Annotated in this window: 13 protein-coding genes; 6 read left to right on the forward strand and 7 right to left on the reverse strand. The window is 68.5% G+C overall.

Annotation, left to right across the window (positions count from 1 at the left end; all coding sequences use genetic code 11):
• Positions 1–75: 75 nt before the first annotated feature.
• The 4 genes from H507_RS0100765 to H507_RS0100780 all read right to left on the reverse strand — a co-directional run bounded on the left by H507_RS0100765 (position 76) and on the right by H507_RS0100780 (position 4,392).
• Positions 76–1,026 carry a sugar phosphate isomerase/epimerase family protein gene (locus H507_RS0100765; RefSeq protein WP_022908812.1) on the reverse strand — a complete coding sequence of 317 codons (951 nt, stop codon included), beginning with the start codon at positions 1,024–1,026 and terminating at the stop codon, positions 76–78.
• A gap of 21 nt (positions 1,027–1,047) precedes the next feature.
• Complete coding sequence (locus H507_RS0100770; RefSeq protein ID WP_022908813.1) at positions 1,048–2,139, reverse strand: Gfo/Idh/MocA family protein; 1,092 nt, start codon at positions 2,137–2,139, stop codon at positions 1,048–1,050.
• A 124-nt stretch (positions 2,140–2,263) separates the two neighbouring features.
• Positions 2,264–3,019 carry a sugar phosphate isomerase/epimerase family protein gene (locus tag H507_RS0100775; protein ID WP_040437336.1) on the reverse strand — a complete coding sequence of 252 codons (756 nt, stop codon included), beginning with the start codon at positions 3,017–3,019 and terminating at the stop codon, positions 2,264–2,266.
• A gap of 110 nt (positions 3,020–3,129) precedes the next feature.
• On the reverse strand, positions 3,130–4,392 hold the full coding sequence (locus H507_RS0100780; RefSeq protein ID WP_022908815.1) for a CapA family protein: 1,263 nt from the start codon (positions 4,390–4,392) through the stop codon (positions 3,130–3,132).
• Between the two features lie 176 nt (positions 4,393–4,568).
• Between H507_RS0100780 and H507_RS0100785 the strand changes: the two genes are divergently transcribed.
• The 4 genes from H507_RS0100785 to H507_RS17915 all read left to right on the forward strand — a co-directional run bounded on the left by H507_RS0100785 (position 4,569) and on the right by H507_RS17915 (position 10,253).
• Complete coding sequence (locus H507_RS0100785; RefSeq protein ID WP_022908816.1) at positions 4,569–6,794, forward strand: 6-phosphofructokinase; 2,226 nt, start codon at positions 4,569–4,571, stop codon at positions 6,792–6,794.
• 24 nt (positions 6,795–6,818) lie between these two features.
• Complete coding sequence (locus tag H507_RS0100790) at positions 6,819–7,292, forward strand: S-ribosylhomocysteine lyase (protein ID WP_022908817.1); 474 nt, start codon at positions 6,819–6,821, stop codon at positions 7,290–7,292.
• On the forward strand, positions 7,202–8,095 hold the full coding sequence (gene mtnN / locus H507_RS0100795) for a 5'-methylthioadenosine/S-adenosylhomocysteine nucleosidase (RefSeq protein WP_281166919.1): 894 nt from the start codon (positions 7,202–7,204) through the stop codon (positions 8,093–8,095). The genes H507_RS0100790 and mtnN overlap by 91 nt, the downstream gene beginning before the upstream one ends.
• 148 nt (positions 8,096–8,243) lie before the next feature.
• On the forward strand, positions 8,244–10,253 hold the full coding sequence (locus H507_RS17915) for a glycosyltransferase (RefSeq protein WP_245558825.1): 2,010 nt from the start codon (positions 8,244–8,246) through the stop codon (positions 10,251–10,253).
• Here the strand turns inward: H507_RS17915 and H507_RS13780 are convergent.
• Entirely contained in the window at positions 10,222–10,902 is a 681-nt protein-coding gene (locus H507_RS13780) for a LysR substrate-binding domain-containing protein (RefSeq protein WP_022908820.1), read from the reverse strand. The genes H507_RS17915 and H507_RS13780 overlap by 32 nt on opposite strands.
• Before the next feature lie 32 nt (positions 10,903–10,934).
• On the opposite strand from H507_RS13780, the gene H507_RS0100810 reads away from it, so the two are divergent.
• Positions 10,935–11,288: a DUF5997 family protein gene (locus H507_RS0100810; protein WP_026377578.1), complete on the forward strand. Its 354-nt coding sequence runs from the start codon at positions 10,935–10,937 to the stop codon at positions 11,286–11,288.
• Between the two features lie 72 nt (positions 11,289–11,360).
• Here H507_RS0100810 and H507_RS0100815 read toward each other — a convergent pair whose 3' ends face one another.
• Entirely contained in the window at positions 11,361–12,797 is a 1,437-nt protein-coding gene (locus H507_RS0100815) for a sulfatase family protein (protein ID WP_040437340.1), read from the reverse strand.
• 25 nt (positions 12,798–12,822) lie between these two features.
• On the opposite strand from H507_RS0100815, the gene H507_RS0100820 reads away from it, so the two are divergent.
• Entirely contained in the window at positions 12,823–13,764 is a 942-nt protein-coding gene (locus H507_RS0100820) for a phosphotransferase (RefSeq protein ID WP_022908823.1), read from the forward strand.
• Between the two features lie 138 nt (positions 13,765–13,902).
• Here the strand turns inward: H507_RS0100820 and H507_RS0100825 are convergent, their stop codons facing one another.
• Entirely contained in the window at positions 13,903–17,013 is a 3,111-nt protein-coding gene (locus H507_RS0100825) for a S8 family peptidase (protein ID WP_026377580.1), read from the reverse strand.
• Between the last annotated feature and the right edge of the window lie 158 nt (positions 17,014–17,171).

The raw sequence follows: 17,171 nt of genomic DNA on the forward strand, positions 1-17,171 counted from the left end.
GCGTGGGGGCCACCAGAACAGCAGAGGGCCCCGCCGGACGGATCCGGCGGGGCCCTGCTGGACGAACGGTCGGCCTCAGGCGAGGTGCGACAGATTCGGTTCGATCGACCCGATCAGCGGACGAAGGTGGTTGTAGGCAATCCGCAACCCCTCGATGTTCTTCTCGGGGTCACCTCCCCACAGCGGGTCCTCGTGCTCGACCGAGAGGGTGCCGGTGTAGCCGACCTCGTAGAGCTTGTCGACGACCTTGGCCCAGTCGACGGTGCCACGGCCGGGGATCCGGTAGCGCCACCAGCCCATGTACCAAGGGTTGCCGCCCTTGTTGATGGTGCCGTAGAAGCCCATCTCGTTCCGCTTGCGCGGGAACAGTTCGAGGTCCTTGGCCTGGGCGTGCACGATGTACTCGGCGAAGGGCTCGATGGTCTCGACGGGGTCGATGCCGATCCACGTGAGGTGGCTCGGGTCCCAGTTGAGGAACAACCCCAACTCCTTGCACATCCACTCCCACAGTTCCGGGGAGTACGCGATGTTTCCGGGGTAACCGTCGGGGTGCCAACCCTCCATCACGCAGTTCTCGATGACGACCTTGACGCCCTTCTCGCCAGCGTGGTCGGTGATCTCGGGGAAGACCCGCTCCGCCTCCCGCTGGTTCTCGTTGATCGACTTGGCCATGTCACGTCCGATGAAGGTGCCCGCGGTGGGCACCTCCAGGGCCGCGGCCATGTCGATCACCTTCTTGAAGTGTTCACGGATCTGGCCCCGCCGCTCGAGGTCACCGTTGAGGTTGTTCTCGTAGTAGGCCAGCGAGGTGATCTCGAGGCCCGTGCGCTCGCGGATGGCGTTGACCCGCTCGACCTCGGCATCGAGGTTCGAGACGTCGATGTGCGAGGCCTCGAAGTCGCGAGTGGCGGGGCCACCGGGCCAACAGGCCACCTCGAGGGTCTGGTAGCCCTGTTCGACCGCGTAGTCGGCGATCTGTTCGAGCGACCACGACGGCAGACAGGCCGTCAGGAATCCCAACTTCATGTGCGTGCCTTTCCCGATCCGTCAGAAGTTGACCGGCTGGCCCGACTTGGCCGAGGCGTAGATGGCCTCCAGGATCTGGGTCACGACCAGCGCCTGCTCGGGCTTGACCACCAGTTCGCTCTCGCCCTTGACGGCACCGTAGAAGGCCTTGGCCTCGTTGGTGGCGTCGTTCGCGGCGCCTGCTCCCGGTGAGAAGAACCGCGAGGTGTCCGACTTGGTGAGCACGGTGCGGCCGGCCACGACATTGTTGATGGTGGCCTGGTAGGCACCACCGTCGTGGTCGAGTTCGACGCCACCCTTGGTGCCGGCGAGGGTGACCGCGGCCTCACGCGAGTGCGCGAAGTTGATCGCCCAGGCCGCCTCGAGGAAGATCATGGCGCCGTTCTTCATCTTCACGTAGCCGAAGGCTGAGTCCTCGGTCGAGAAGTTGTCCTGCGGGAAGTCCGAACCGGCCTCGCCGTAGGGGATGTCGGCGATCTTGTGGAAGACCGACCCGTTGACCGACTCGACCTCGTAGTTGTCCATCAGCCACAGCGACAGGTCGAGGGCGTGGGTGCCGATGTCGATCAGCGGGCCACCGCCCTGCTTCTCGACATCGGTGAAGACGCCCCAGGTGGGCACGCCACGGCGGCGGATGGCGTGGGCCTTGCCGACGTAGATGTCACCGAGCAGGCCGTCGTCGACAGCCTTGCGGGCCATCTGCACGTCGTCGCGGTAGCGGTTCTGGTAGCCGATCGACAAGATCTTGCCGGTCTTCTTGGCGGTGTCGACCATCTGCTTGGCCTCGGCCGACGAGATGGCCATGGGCTTCTCGCACAGCACGTGCTTGCCGGCCTCGAGGGCGGCACAGGTGATCTCGGCGTGGCTGACGTTCCAGGTGCAGACGTGGATCACGTCGATGGTCTCGTCGGCCACCACCTGCTTCCAGTCGTTGGTGGTGTAGCTGCCCTCGACGCCGTACTGCGCGATGTACTCGTCGCACTTCTCCTGCTCGAAGTCGCAGAAGGCGATGATGTCGACGTCGTCGGAGACCGACGCCAGGCCGGGCAGGTGCTTGCCTCGCGCGATGAAGCCGAGGCCGATGATCCCGACGCGGATCTTCTTGTCACTCATGAATGTCCTTATTGAGGGTGTGTTGACGGAACGTGTCTTGACGAAAGGTTTGGTGCTGGAGGGGGTGGTGGTGCGTGGGTGGGGCCGCAGCGCTGCCGGTCCCGGGGGTGCTGGGAGCGAACTCTCAGCGGTTCTGCAGGTAGGCGATCGACGCGACGACCTCGTCGAGGATGTCACCGTCGGTCTTGTCGAACTCGACCACCCAGGTCTTGTCCTCGGTGGCACCCAGCAGGGTGTCGAGGTCCATGCTGCCCTGCCCGAGCACCACGTTGGCGGGCTGCTCGTCGTGCTTCTCCCTCGAGAACTCGCGGGTGACGGGGGCGGGGCCGTCCTTGATGTGCAGGTGGGTGACGCGGTCACCCAGACGCTGCACCAGTTCGACCGGGTCGAGACCGGCCACCGAGACCCAGTAGGTGTCGATCTCGAGCACCACCTCGGGGTCGAGCAGGCTGACGAAGTAGTCGTAGGAGTTGACGCCGTCGAAGTCGGTGAAGAACTCGAAGTGGTGGTTGTGGTAGCCGACCTTGAGTCCCTCGGGGGCTGCCTTGCGGGCGGCCTCGTTGAGCTGGGTGGCCAGCTCCTGGATGCCTTCCTTGGTCGTCCACTTCTGGGGATCGAAGAAGGGCTGCACCAGCGTGGTGCCACCGACCTCCTTGAGGGCGGCGACCGAGTTGTCGAAGTCGCCCAGCAGGTCGGTGTGGGTGGTGGTCACCTTCAGTCCGCGCTTGGCGAGGGCGGCGGGCAGCCACTCCCGGAACTGGGTGATGCCGAAGGGCTCGACCTCGGTGATACCGGTGCCGGCCACGACATCGAGGGCGTGCTCGGCGTCGCGCTCGAGCTCCTCGCGGATGGTGTAAAGCTGCAGGGACAGATTGCTCATGGGTTCCACTCTTCCTTGACTGGATTCCTCCGCGCAGGAGGACGACGATGTTTCCTGGCTCCATTCAAACAGAGTGGCCATTCAGTTTGTAGCGGGTCCAGCGTAAACGGTCAACCCTCGCTCAGCCCCTCGTCCCCACCCATGGAATGGACGGCCTGGCGGGTCCGCTGGAGGGCCACCTGCAGCCGCGCCCGGTCGCCCGTACCGCTGGCCAGGCTCGGGACGACGGGGAGGATCCGGACGGGATGGCCGGGGCTGTAGTGGGTGACCAGCGTCGGTATGTACTCGGCCCTCGACACCTCGAACCCACCCCCGGAACGCTCGGCCACCGTGAACCGCACCGTGATCCCCTCGTAGCCCCTGGGCACGTCGGTCAGGTGCTGGGCGACCAGGTTGCCCATGCCGTAGACCACCCAGGTGTGGTTGACCCTGGTGATGGGCTGCACCACGTGCACGTGCTCGCCCACGACCAGGTCGACATCGGACGACGCCGTCAGTCTGCGCACCAGTTCACGTTGCGCCTGGTTGGGGGCGGTCTGGTACTCGTCCCCACCGTGCATCGACACGACGACGAAGTCGGCCCCCGCCTGCCGGGCGCGGTGGGCCTGCGCGAGCAGGTTGTCGGCGTCCCACATCGACAGTGACCACTCCCGACCCTTCGGCAGCGGGATGCCGTTGGTGGCGTAGGTGCCCGAGACCAGGCCGATGCGCACTCCCTGCCGGGTGGTGAGGATCACCGGGGTGGCCCGGGCCGCTGCCGTGGGGAACGTGCCGACGGGTTGCACCCCGTGCTGGCGCAGCAGGTCATAGGTGTCCTTCAGGCCGCTGAACCCCTGGTCGATGGAATGGTTCGAGGCCGTGGTGCAGGCGTCCCACCCCATGGTCGGGATCCACGCGGCGATCTGCCGAGGTGCACGGAAGGTGGGATAGCCGACAGGCGCCTGGCCGAGCTTGGCGAACGGCACCTCCTCGTGGCAGACGGCGAGGTCGGCCGACGAGATCACGGGCTTCATGGCAGCGAACATCGGGTCGAAGTCGTAGGTGTCGCCCTTGCCGGTGCGGCGATGGTCGTCGGCGGCGGAGAGCCACACGGAGTCATGCCACAGCAGGTCGCCGGAGAACACCAGGGTGGCGGCGCGGTGCTGGGCGGTGGTCGACCCGGTGGGGCTCGCCGCCGGGGCGGTCGGCCGTGGGGACCGCTCGCCGACGGTCGTGCCTGCCGTCGACGGCCTTGTCGTCGCCGAACTCGGGCCGTCCAGCGGGATCCGCGCGCAGCCTGTGACGGCCAGCGCCCCGACCATGGCCGCGGCCAACCAACGACGGCTCCCGCGTGTCATCTCGTCGCTCTCCTCCCCGTCAGTGTTCGGGACCATCCTCGACCCCTCGTCCCTCACACGCCCCGGAGGCCCCACCGGTTGCCCGACTCGACGGCAACTTCTGGCCCACCCTCGGCCCGGACGACGGCGACTGCGACACTGGGGGCGTGCCAGCGACACCAGCCCTGCCTTCCGCCGACGCCGCTCCGCTCGCGGATGCCCCAGCCCGCGCCGTGGCCGCCAGCGGGTCGGTCCCCCGGCTGGGCATCCTGACCTCCGGAGGCGATGCCCAGGGCATGAACGCGGCCGTCAGGGCCGTCGTCCGCACCGCGCTCTCGATGGGCGCCGAGGCCTTCGCCATCTACGAGGGCTACCAAGGCATGATCGAAGGCGGCGACGGGATCAAGCAGTTCAGCTGGGACGACGTCGGCTCGGTGTTGCACCGCGGTGGCACCGTCATCGGCACCTTTCGCAGTCTCGACTTCAAGGAGCGTTGGGGACGCAAGAAGGCCGCCGCGAACCTGGTCGACCGCGGGATCGACCGGCTGATCGTGATCGGCGGTGACGGGTCCCTGTCGGGCCTCGACCTGTTCTCACGCGAGTGGCCGGGCCTGCTCGACGAACTGGTCGCCGAGGGGCGCATCAGCCAGACCAGCGCCGACGCCCACCCCGCCCTGATGATCGCCGGACTGGTCGGTTCCATCGACAACGACCTGGTGGGAACCGAGACCACCATCGGCGCCGACAGCGCCCTGCACCGCATCATCGACGCGCTCGACGCGCTCTCGTCCACCTCGGCCAGCCACCAGCGCCGCTTCGTGGTCGAGGTGATGGGACGACACTGCGGCTACCTGGCGCTGATGTCGGCGATCGCCGGCGGGTGCGACTGGGTGTTCGTACCCGAGAACCCGCCCGCCGACGGGTGGGAGGACAGGATGGCTGCCGCCCTCAGCCGTGGCCGAGCCCAAGGTCGCCGCGAGTCGATGGTGATCGTGGCCGAGGGCGCCCAGGATCGGCACGGCACCCCGATCACGGCCCGCCTGGTGGCCGATGTCATCAAGGACAAACTCAACGAGGACGCCCGAATCACCATCCTGGGTCACGTGCAGCGGGGCGGTCGTCCCAGTGCCTACGACCGGTGGGCCTCGACCTGGCTGGGGTACAAGGCCGTGCACCAGGTTCTCGCCGCCCGGCCGGGGGATGCGGGCACCGTGCTCGGCATCCGCGGCAACAGGGTGGCCGCCTTCGACCTGGTCGAGGCGGTCGAGCGCACCCGGCAGGTGCCGGTGCGCATCCAGGAGCAGGACTTCGAGGGGGCCATGCAACTGCGAGGGGGCTCCTTCCACGAGATGGCCGACATCTTCGACGAGTTGAACAATCCCGAGCACGTCGAGTCGTCCTCCCCCGACACCCAGCGGATCGCGGTCCTGCACGCCGGTGGACTGGCGCCCGGCATGAACACCGCCGCCGAGGCGGCGGTGCGGTTGGGCCTGAGTCGGGGATTCAGCGTGCTGGGGGTCCGCAACGGCTTCGACGGGCTGCGAGACGGCGACCTCACCGAACTCGGCTGGGGCGACGTCGAGGGCTGGATGGGCGAGGGCGGGGCCAACCTGGGCACCAAGCGCGACGTGCCCGAGATCGAGCACCTCTACTCCATCTCACGGGCCATCGAGGACAACCGGATCTCGGCCCTGCTGGTGGTCGGCGGCTTCAATGCCTACGAAGGGGCCTGGCTGCTCAACCACGAACGCGACCGCTACCCCGCCTTCAACCTGCCCATCGTGTGCGTGCCCGCCAGCATCGACAACAACCTGCCGGGCTCGGAACTCTCGGTCGGCGCGGACACCGCCCTGAACGCCATCACCGAGTCGATCGACCGCATCAAGCAGTCCGGTACGGCGACGAAACGTTGCTTCGTGATCGAGACGATGGGACGCCAGTGCGGCTACCTGGCCGCCATCGGCGGACTGGCCGGCGGTGCGGAGCGGATCTACCTGCACGAGGAAGGCATCACCCTCGACGACCTGGTCACCGATCTGGAGTGGATGCGTGACTCCTTCGCGACCGGACGACGCCTGTTCCTGGCGGTGCGGAGCGAGGGCGCCAATGACCACTACACCACCGACTTCCTCGCCCGACTGTTCGACGAGGGGGGTGGCGACCTCTTCGACGTGCGCCAGTCCATCCTCGGTCACCTGCAGCAGGGCGGGAACCCGACCCCCTTCGACCGACTCCTGGCGGTCAGGCTGGTGAGCCGGGCGCTCAATGTCATCGGCGGACAGTTCGCGTCCGGGAAGCACGACGGTCTCTACGTCGGCCTCACAGCTTCCGGGATCGAGACCGGCAACCTGGCCCACTTCCACGAAGTGATGGACATGAAGCACCGGCGCCCACTGGAGCAGTGGTGGCTGGAACTGGGGCCGATCGTGCAGGCGACCGCGCACGGGCCGGGAGCGTAGAACCCTCGGACTAGGGTGGGCGTCATGACCCAGAAGATGAACGTCGAGAGCTTCAACCTCGACCATCGCACCGTGGCGGCGCCCTACGTCCGCGTGGCCGACACCAAGCAATTGCCCGGCGGTGACGTGCTCACCAAGTACGACGTGCGCTTCACCCAGCCCAACCAGTCGCACCTGGAGATGCCGACGGTGCACTCACTCGAGCACACCATCGCCGAGAAGATCCGCGACCACGTCGACAACGTGATCGACGTGTCGCCGATGGGCTGCCAGACGGGCTTCTACGTGCTCGTGGTGAACCAGGAGTCGCTCGGCGGATTCGAGGGATTCCTGACGACGCTCGAGCAGGCCCTCAACGACGTCGTCAACGCCACCGAGGTGCCCGCCGCCAATGAGGTGCAGTGCGGATGGGCCGCCTCGCACACCCTCGAAGGTGCACAGGCCGCTGCGCGGGAATTCCTGGGCAAGCGCGACGAGTGGGCCCGGGTCACCGCGTGAGTTCCTCCCCCCTCCCGGAGAACCCCGTCCACTCGAATCCCGGCCACTCGAATCCCGGCCACTCGAATCCAGGCCACTCGAACCCCGCCCGGTCGACGACAGCAGACCGGACGAGGGTTCGCGCCGTCATCGTGGCAGCCATGGAGTCGGAGTTCGCGCCCCTCCTGGCCCGTGGTGAGGTGACCGGCGACGCGGTGGAGGTCGGCGGCGCCCGGTTGCAGCCGGCCCGCCTGGCCGAGTCCGAGGTGCTGCTGGTCAGGTCGGGCATCGGTCTGGTCAACGCGGCCCTCGCCACCACCGCCGCGCTGCTGCGCCTGTCCGGGGAAGGACTCGAACCGGGCCTGGTCGTCTCGGTGGGGTCAGCCGGCGGGTTCGCCGGGGCCGTCTCGGTGGGTCAGGTGGCCGTCGGCAGCGAACATCGCCACCACCAGGCCGACGCGGTCGCCTTCGGTTACGTGCTGGGACAGGTGCCGGGCATGCCGGAGCACTTCCCTGCCGACCCCTCGGCCCTGGCCGCCGTGGCCGGGCTGGACGGGGTGGTCGTCGGACCCCACGCATCGGCCGACGTGTTCGTGGCCGGTCCGCTGATCGAGAAGGTGCTGGCTGACTTCCCCGGGACGGTCGCCGTCGAGATGGAGGCCACGGCCATCGCCCAGGTGGCGCACTCGTTCGGCATCGGTTTCGTCTCGGTGCGCGGTATCTCCGACCTGTGCGGGGTCGACGCGGCCGCTGACCATGCGGCCACGGTCGATCGGGTGAGCGCTGCGGCCGCCGAGGTGGTCCTGCGCATCCTGTCGTCCTGATCACCCGTTCCCGAACACCCGTTGCGAACACCCAAGGCCCGAAAGCCGGGGTGGAGGACGTCCGCGTGGTCGCTGCTCGGGTTTGTGCTGAGGGCTGACGGCTGTCGGCTCCCGAGAGCCTGATCGCTACGCTCGACGCGTGAAGATCATGTTCGTGTCGATGCACACCTCCCCCGTCGCCACCCCCGGGTCGGGGGACGCGGGAGGCATGAACGTCGTCGAATGGAACATCGCCACCGCCCTGGCTCGGCAGGGGCACGACGTCACCTTGGTCACCCGCAAGTCCAGCCCGGACGATGCCGACAGCACCGAGGTCGGCCCCGAGGGCGCACCCGGGCGGATCACCCTGGTGACGCTGCCCGCCGGCCCCCTGGCTCCCTTGGCGAAGTCGGAGATCGACGCCCACATCGACGAGTTCCGGGCCGGGCTCGCCGGGCTCGAGGCCCCCGGGATCGTCCACTCCCACCACTGGATGTCGGGGGTGGCCGCCCTCGACGTGGCCCGTGGGTGGCGGGTGCCGCACGTGCAGAGCTTCCATTCGGTCGCGGCCCTGCCGGGATCCCCCTTGTCGAGCGGGGAACCCCCGGAGTCGCCAGCCCGCGTTCCCGGGGAGCGGGTCACCGCCCAGACCTCCGATGCCGTGGTCGCCATCTCGGCCGCGGAGGCCGGAACGGTGGTGCAACGCTGCGGGGCCAACCCCGATCGGGTGCACATCGTGGCCCCTGGCGTCGACCGCACCCAGTTCTTCCCACGCCCGGGCGGAGTGGTGGGACCGGATCGGGACGATCCCGGGTACGCCGTCTTCGCGGCGCGGCTGCAACCTCTGAAGGGGCCAGACCTCGCCATGCGCGCCCTCGCCCATGTCGAGAAGTGGCTTCGCCCACGGCTGGTGATCGCCGGCGACTACTCCGCCGACTTCGCCGACTACGGACGAGACCTCGCCGCGCTCGTGGGGCGGCTGGGGCTGTCCGAGGAGGTCGAGTTCGTGGGCGGTCAGGACCGCGAGTCGCTGGCCGAACTGATCCGCGGGGCCCGGCTGATGCTCGTCCCCTCGCACTCGGAGACCTTCGGGCTGATCGCGCTGGAGGCCGCGGCTTCCGGGGTGCCCGTGATCGCCGCCGCCGCGGGTGGTCTGCGTGAGGCGGTCGTGCACGGCGAAACGGGGCAACTGATGGACTCCCGCGACCCGGCCGAATGGGGCAAGGCAATCACGCACGTGCTCACCACCCCGGGGCTGCACGAGCGAATGAGTGTCGTCGCGCCCATCCACGCCCGTCGCTTCGACTGGAACCACACGGCCACCGCGCTGGTGGAGCTGTACGAGTCGCTCACCTCGCGGGCCCATGCCCACCCGACCTCGACCCAGGAGTCGTCCGTGACCCACCCCCTGCTCGACGACGTGCGACGTGTCGCCATCGTGCACGCCCACCCCGACGACGAGACGATCGCCACCGGTGCGCTGATCGCCCACCTGCGCGAACGCGGGGTCGAGGTGAGGGTGCTGACCGCCACCCGTGGGGAACGCGGTGAGATCGTGCCGGGAACCTTCGACGTCAGTGACGCCGACGCCCTGCACCACGCCGACGACCTCGATGCCGAACGCGAACGTGAACTGGCGCGGGCGCTCGCCACCCTGGGGGTGGAACGCGCCGAGTTCCTCGGCCAGGGCAGCGCGCGGGTCGCGGGACTGCAGGAACGCCGCTACTCCGACTCGGGCATGCGCTGGGTCACCCCGTCGGTCGCCGGACCTGCCCTCGACTCCCCCGATCACGCGTTCAGCCTGTCGCCGGTCGACGAGGTCGCCGGCGACATCGCCGCCTGGCTCGAGTCGGTGCGGACCGATCTGGTGATCACCTATGACGAACTCGGCGGGTATGGGCACCCCGACCACGTGCGTGCCCGTGAGGCGGTCGAGATCGCGACCCGGCGACTTCGTCTGCCGTTGGCCGAGGTGTTCCAGGCGGGCCACTCGGAGCGCTTCGGCGAGGGCTCGATCGGTGAGGGGGTCGAGTGGCTCGACCTCACCGACAAGCTCGGGGTCGTGAAGCGAGCACTGGGCCAGCACCGCACGCAGTTGACCGTGGACGGCGACGACATCGTGCACGTCGGCGGTCAGCGCGAGCCGATCACCGTCCGCGTCGGGTTGCGCGAGGTCTAGGACGACGGGCCTTCGGGCTGGTCCGGGTGGCCGGTGCCGGTGTTGACCGGCCGGCTCTCTCCTGCGCGCTGCGTGAACTGGTGGCACTTCGTCCGCGGACGACGCCGATGAACTCCTCGACCAGGGGGTGGTCGTTGGTGACCAGCCACGCCAACCCGATGGTGGTGGGTTCGGCGTCGGTCACCACCCGGTGCACGAGGTCCTTCCGGCTGCCGCTGCGTGCGATCGACATCGGCACCCGCAGCACGGCCGCTGACCAGGTGGCGAGCTCGATGCTCCCGGGGTCGGCGTGGGTGATCACGCGCTCGTCCACGAGATCGTCCGAGCTGACCTCGTCGAGGGCTGCCAGCAGGTGGTCGCCGCTCATCCAGACCACGGGGACCTCGTCGTAGAGCGTGATCAGGTGCAGCCCCGAGCGGTCGATGGGCAGGCGGACGAAGGCCAGGTCGACCCGTCCCTCGACCAGTGCCCGCCGCTGGTCGTCCTGGGCGAGTTCCACCACCTCGAGTGACGACCGGAAGCGCTCAGCCCAGATGCGTCGCCACTTCGTGAGCGTCACTCCAGGCACGAATCCCACCCTCAGCCCGCGCCTGCTCACCCGGGGTCGGTCGACGGGTTCGGGGACGGCATCGCCGGGCTCAGTGGTCACCCGCCGAGGCTAACCGGTCTACGCTTCCCCGCATGAGCCAAACGATGAAGCCGGCCACTGCGGCGGCCAAGCTCGGCATCCACCTGCCCGCGGCACCCGAGGACTTCCAGAACACCCCGATCACCCGTGCCGAGGTGGACGAACTGCGCGCCAACCCGCCCCAGTGGCTGGTCGATCTGCGCCGCAACGGACCCTTCCCCCGCGACGTGATGGCACAGAAGCTCGGGGTGTCGAAGTCGGGGCTGGCCCGCTCGGGCATCACCGAGGCCCTGACCAGCGACCAGATCGGTGAACTGATCGCAGACCCGCCGGAGTGGCTGGTGCACGAGCGTCAGGTGCACCGCAAGGTGACCATCGAGGAGAACCGCCTGCGCAACCGGGGCTGAAGCTCACCCCGGGGTTCGACAGGGTCGCTCCGCTCCCCACTCAACCCCACAAGACACCAGGCGGGTGCCTGCTCAGCCGACGTAGGGCTCATCGTTGTAGTGGCGTTGCAGTCTCGCCAGCTCACGTTCCAGCTCGGCCCGCACGTGGGCGTACTGAGGGTCGTCGGCGACGTTGACCAGCTCCTGGGGGTCGTTGACGAGGTCGATCAACTCCCACTCAGGGGGGTAAACCTTGTCACTGGCCCCCTTCACCCCGAGCCCCGCGGCGTAGTAGTAGACGAGCTTGTGGGTCGCGGTCCGCACGCCGTAGTGGCTCCAGGCCCCGTGGCTGGGGTCGTCGTGCTCCCAGTAGCGGTAGTACACCGAGTCGGCGTGACCGGTGCCGGCGGCAGGGTCACCGAACAGGGGGACGAAGCTCTCGCCCTGCTGCTGCGGGAGGTCGGCGGGCCCGAGACCGGCCAGGTCGAGGAAGGTGGCCGCGAAGTCGACATTGGTCAGCGACCTCGCCACCCGCGTGCCGGGGGCGATCACCCGGGGCCAGCGGGCCAGGAAGGGCATCTGCAACGACTCGTCGTAGATGAATCGCTTGTCGTACCAGCCGTGGTCCCCGAGGAAGAAGCCCTGGTCGGAGGTGTAGATGACCAGCGTGTCCTCGGCCACCCCTGCCGCGTCGAGGGAGTCGAGCACTCGTCCCATCGACTCGTCGATCGCCTGGATGCAGCCCAGGTAGTCACGCATGTAGCGCTGGTAGTTCCAGCGGGTGCGCTCCACCCGGTTCTCCTCACCCAGCAGTTCGGCGGGCACGTCTTCCTTGACGTCGGTGACCGTGAGGTCGTCCGAGACCCGCATGCGCGCCACCTTCACGGCCGTCGGCTTGGTCTCGTAGTCGTCGAACAGGGTGTCGGGTTCGGGGATGGTGCCGACCGGGTAGGCGTCGGCGTGGCGGGGGTGGGGCTCCCAGGGGCGATGGGGAGCCTTGTGGTGCAGCAGCAGGCAGAAGGGTTGGTCCGGCTCGCGCCCTGCGATCCAGTCGCAGGCCAGATCCGTGATCAGGTCAGTGGCGTAGCCCTCCACGTGGGACGAACCCTCGGCCGTGATCAGCTCGGGGTCGAAGTACTCGCCCTGACCCCGGAAGATGGCCCAGTCGTCGAACCCCTGCGGCAGGTTCTCGTCGGCCTCCCCGAGATGCCACTTGCCGAAAAGGGCGGTGGCGTAACCCTTGCGCTGGAGCACCTGCGGGAAGGTGGGCAGGCGGTAGTCGAAGTCCTCGTAGATCGAGCGCACGCCATTGAGGTGCGAGTACGTACCGGTCAGGATCGTCGCGCGTGAAGGTGCGCACACCGAGTTGGTGCAGTACACCGCCTCGAACAACGCCCCCTCGTCAGCCAGCCGGTCGAGCTGGGGCGTGCGGTTGATCCTCGAGCCGTAGGCGCCGATGGCGTGGGCGGCGTGGTCATCCGACATCACGAAGGCAATGTTCGGGCGTCTCATCGGGTTCGCGCGGCTCATGGCCCCCGATCCTAGGGTTGCTGCCATGAGTGACACCCCCACCACCGCCGGTCCGGTCATGCATGCTGACCAGATCGACATCTCCATCGACGTGGTCGCGCGGTTGCTCGCCGGGCAGTTCGGCCCACTCGTGGGCCGTCACCCCACCGTGACCCCGGTGACGGGCTCGGGAACGGTCAACGCCATCTTCCGGGTGGGTGACGAAGTCACGGCTCGGTTCCCCCTGCAGCCGGGAGCGGGCCCCGACCAGCTGCGCGACGACCTGGCGGCCGAGCAGGCCGCCCTGGCAGAGCTGGCGCAGATCTCACCCGTGGCCACCCCTCGTCCGCTCGGGGTGGGCGAGCCGGGGCACGGTCACCCCCTGCCCTGGGCAGTGCAGACGTGGCTCGACGGGGTGGACGGGTTCCGGGCCGAGACCTCCACCGCTGGGTTCGCCGATGACCTCGTGAGCCTGGTCACGGCCTTCCGTGAGGCCGACACGCGCGGTCGTCCCTTCTGCGGCAGGGGGCGTGGGGGCAGCGTCGCCGACCACGGACCCTGGGTCGAGACCTGCCTGCACGAGACAGCCCGCTTCGTCGATTCCGAGACCATGGGACGGCTGACCCGCCTGTGGCACGGCTTCCGCGACCTGGGGTTCGCCTCGACGCCGCCGGTGATGGCTCACGGTGACCTCATCCCCGGCAACGTGCTGGTGGCCGACGGCCGACTGGTCGGGCTGCTCGACGGTGGTGGCTTCGGACCCGCCGACCGGTCCCTCGACCTGGTCTCGGTCTGGCACCTGCTCGGCCCCGAGTGGTGGCAGTCGGTGCGCGAACGCCTGGGCAGCGATGACGAGGAGTGGCAGCGCGGTCGGGCGTGGGCCTTCGAGCAGGCGATCGGGCTGTGGTGGTACTACCGCACGAGCAACCCGCAGATGTCGCGTCTGGGTGAACGGACCCTGCGACGGCTGCTGGTCGACCAGCCTTGACCACCGCCGCTTCCAGAGCCTCCTGACCCTCGGGCTCCCGCGCCGGGCCCTCGGCCCCGGACGTGAACAGGCCCCCGGAGCCTGGGCTCCGGGGGCCTGGTCGAACCACGTGGTGGTCGCGTCAGCAGCGAGGGTGCCTCATCGTGCGGTCACCAGCAGGGCCTCGTCGGCCCCGGAGTGGTTGTCGTACGAGACGACCATCACGCCCAGGGGCTTGGTGGCCGACGCGGCCGCCGGGTCGATGGCGAGCTTGACCTCGGCCTTCTGGCCCTTCGCCAGCTCGACCCAGTCACCGTCGCTGATCGCCTTGTTCCACGGGCTGTAGTGAGCCGTTCCCGAGAACTCGTCCCCGACGGAGCTGTCCTCGATGGAGTAGCTGGCCGCCGACCAGTCGAAGGCACCCGACGCCTGGGTCACATCCAGGTCACTGGCGTAGACCGGCAGCAGCACCGTCGAGGAGTCCGTCGGCGCCTGCGCGAGGAAGCCGGAGACCGACAGCCCCTTGGTGGCCACGTCGTAGATGAAGACCTCGGTCACACCGTTGGGGTCATCGGCACGGACGAGGCCGGAGTCGACCGCGAAGACGATCTTGTCGGCCTTGCCGTCCCGGTTGGTGTCGAGGACGACGTCATACTCCAGCGTGGCCGCGTTCGAGAAGCGGGTCCACGAGTTCACGGCGAAGACCATCAACTGGTCCGACCCGTCGGCGAAGGACTGCACACCGGCAGCCCTCAGGTCGACGCCACCGTAGTAGGAGCTGGCGTCACCCTTCTTGTCGGTGACACCGAGGGTGTAGAAGTCGGCCGTGCCCGGCTGGGCCTGACCGTTCTTCACCTGGACGACAGCACTCGACCTGGCCAGGTCGAACTGGCCCTTGCTGGTGGCCGTCACCTGGCTGGTGGAGCGAGGCACCAGCAGGTAGGGCACCGCCAGGGTCTCGTCACCGGAGGTGGCGACAACCCGACCCGACACCTCGAAGAACGACCACTGACCGGGGCCAGCCATCGACGAGGGGATGTCGCTGGCGTTCACCGACAGGGTCACGTCGACCTTGACGGTCGCGCCGGCGGGAACCGTCACGGTTGCGGGCGAGATCGAGACCTTGGCCGGCTTCGACTGCGGGCTGGCCACGCTCGACAGGCTGAACGTGCGTGCCGTGGTGCCCTTGTTGGTCAGGCTGACCGACTTGGTCTTGACGTAGTCCTTGCCGAACTCGGCCTCCCCGAAGCTGAGCGAGGCCTCGGTCTGCCTGGTGTTCTTGGCATTCCAGGCGTCCCCGGAGGCGAGCACCGAGGTGTTGAGCAGTTGCCTGATGTCGACCAGACCGTTGCCCTCACGGGTGACGCGGTAGTCCGACAGCTTGGAGGCGTCGGAGGTGGACACGAGCGCGTTGCTGATCTCGACACCGCTCCACGTCGGGTGCGCCTGCACCGCCAAGGCAGCGACGCCGGTCACGTGCGGAGCAGCCATCGAGGTGCCCGACATGATGGCGTTGCCGTTGCCGGTACCCACCCCGACCGACGAGATCGACACTCCCGGGGCGGTGACGCCCGGCTTCAGGCTGGACGAACCGTTGGTGGGTCCACCCGAGGAGAACGAGGCTGCCTTGCCGAATCCGGGGTTGCTGATCTGGGCGGCTGCCATGGTCAGGGCCTGACCGGCAGCGGCGTTGAACAGCGGGCCGTCGGAGCTCCGCACCCCCACGAAGGGAATGGTGACGGTGTAGGCCGCTCCGGTGTCGGGGTTCTCGGTGATGGGGCCCTCGTAGGGGGGCAGGTCATTGGTGGAGTTCACCATGACCACCGCATCGGCACCGGCCTGCTGGCCGTAGATGGCCTTGGCGACCCGGGCGCAGGTACCACGGACGACGACGGCCACCTGGGCCGGTGCCGCAGGGTCGGCCGAGATGCCCGCGTTGGTGAACGACGCCGGTGAGCAACCCTCGGCCTCGTTCGCCGGGGTGGCGGGGTTGTCCTTCACCACGACGATGTTGAAGGGCGTGCTGGGGATGGTCGCGGCGTTGGCGTTGATCGCCTCGACCGTGTTGCCGTTGAAGCTGAGCTTCACCCCGGGGAAGGTGGCGGTCGAATCGCTGGCCGCAACCGAGATGACCCCCGACCCACTGGCGGGCGAACCGGTCATGTAGGGGTTGCCACCGGAGTTCCCTGCCGAGGCGACGACCACGACACCGGCAGCGGCGGCGTTGCTGGCAGCCACGGCCGAGGCGTCGTCGTCACGCCCGTAGGTGGAACCCAGCGACATGTTGATGACATCCATGTCGTTGGCGACGGCCCAGTCGATGGCCTCGGTGGTGACGTCGGTCGAGCCCGCGCAGCCGAACACGCGGACCGCGTACAGGTCTGCCTGCGGAGCGACGCCGGGTCCGACGGTCCATGCCTTGGTGGTGGTGGACGAGTCGTAGGGGCCGGTGTAGCTGGCCCCGTCCGCGGTCACACCGCCGCCTGCGGCGGTGCCGGCCACGTGAGACCCGTGACCCTGGCAGTCCAGCGGGTTGGGGTCTGGCTTGGGCACCGAGCCGGCCACGTTCGCGTTGTAGGCATCACCGACGAGGTCGATGCCACCCTTGACGCGCGGGGCGTTGGGCCCGAAGAGGCTCGGATCGGCCGGCTTCGTCTCGTTGGCATGCGCGGCCTGATACGCGGCTGCGGTGCCGGGACCACCGAAATCGGCGTGGGTGTAGTCGATACCGGTGTCGATGATGGCGACCTTGACACCCTTGCCGGTCTTGCCGGTGGACTCCCACGCCTGGGGGGCGCCCAGGTAGGGAACCGAGGTGGCGTTGTCGAAGGTGTACACGTGCACGGCAGTGACGGACTTCACTCCGGGCAGGGCAGCCAGGGAGGCGACGTCGCCACGCTTGACCTGCACCTTCACACCGTTGATGGCCGACTGCATCTGGGCCTCGACCCGTCCACCCTTGGCCTTGACGGCCTTGACCACTTCCTCCTGGGAGGCCTTGAGGCTGGAACGCAGCTGGGCCTTCTGGCTCTTGCTGAGCTTGCCCTGGTTGGCCTCGACCACGGCGACGGGGTCGGCGGTCAACTGGACGACGACCTTGACGGTCGCATCAGGGTTGGCGGCTCCGGGGCGGAATTCGGAGGCCAGCTTGGCGCCGGCCTCGACTGTCTGGAAGTTCTTGACGTTGTTCGCTGGTTCGGCATGGGCAGTGGCGGGGAAGGCCAGCGCCAGGACGCCAGCTCCCAGCAACACAGGGAGTTTCTTGCGCACGGGTGCACCTCACGATTGGGACGACCACGACTAAAGGATGGGGTGAACCTAGGCCAGGGCTGTGTCCCATGTCCACGAATTCACACAATTCGGTGACACTGTTACGCCACCGACACCAACCCGTCCCACGTCGGGCCCACGCTCACGCGCTCCGAGAG

This window comes from Aestuariimicrobium kwangyangense DSM 21549 (assembly GCF_000421525.1).
Lineage (GTDB): Bacteria > Actinomycetota > Actinomycetes > Propionibacteriales > Propionibacteriaceae > Aestuariimicrobium > Aestuariimicrobium kwangyangense.

Excerpts from the sequence above, each read along its gene's own strand:
- H507_RS0100765 (WP_022908812.1), bottom strand. The coding sequence starts at position 1,026 with ATGAAGTTGGGATTCCTGACGGCCTGTCTGCCGTCGTGGTCGCTCGAA.
- H507_RS0100770 (WP_022908813.1), bottom strand. The coding sequence starts at position 2,139 with ATGAGTGACAAGAAGATCCGCGTCGGGATCATCGGCCTCGGCTTCATC.
- H507_RS0100775 (WP_040437336.1), bottom strand. The coding sequence starts at position 3,019 with ATGAGCAATCTGTCCCTGCAGCTTTACACCATCCGCGAGGAGCTCGAG.
- H507_RS0100780 (WP_022908815.1), bottom strand. The coding sequence starts at position 4,392 with ATGGTCCCGAACACTGACGGGGAGGAGAGCGACGAGATGACACGCGGG.
- H507_RS0100790 (WP_022908817.1), top strand. The coding sequence starts at position 6,819 with ATGACCCAGAAGATGAACGTCGAGAGCTTCAACCTCGACCATCGCACC.
- mtnN (WP_281166919.1), top strand. The coding sequence starts at position 7,202 with ATGGGCCGCCTCGCACACCCTCGAAGGTGCACAGGCCGCTGCGCGGGA.
- H507_RS17915 (WP_245558825.1), top strand. The coding sequence starts at position 8,244 with ATGTTCGTGTCGATGCACACCTCCCCCGTCGCCACCCCCGGGTCGGGG.
- H507_RS0100810 (WP_026377578.1), top strand. The coding sequence starts at position 10,935 with ATGAGCCAAACGATGAAGCCGGCCACTGCGGCGGCCAAGCTCGGCATC.
- H507_RS0100815 (WP_040437340.1), bottom strand. The coding sequence starts at position 12,797 with ATGAGCCGCGCGAACCCGATGAGACGCCCGAACATTGCCTTCGTGATG.
- H507_RS0100820 (WP_022908823.1), top strand. The coding sequence starts at position 12,823 with ATGAGTGACACCCCCACCACCGCCGGTCCGGTCATGCATGCTGACCAG.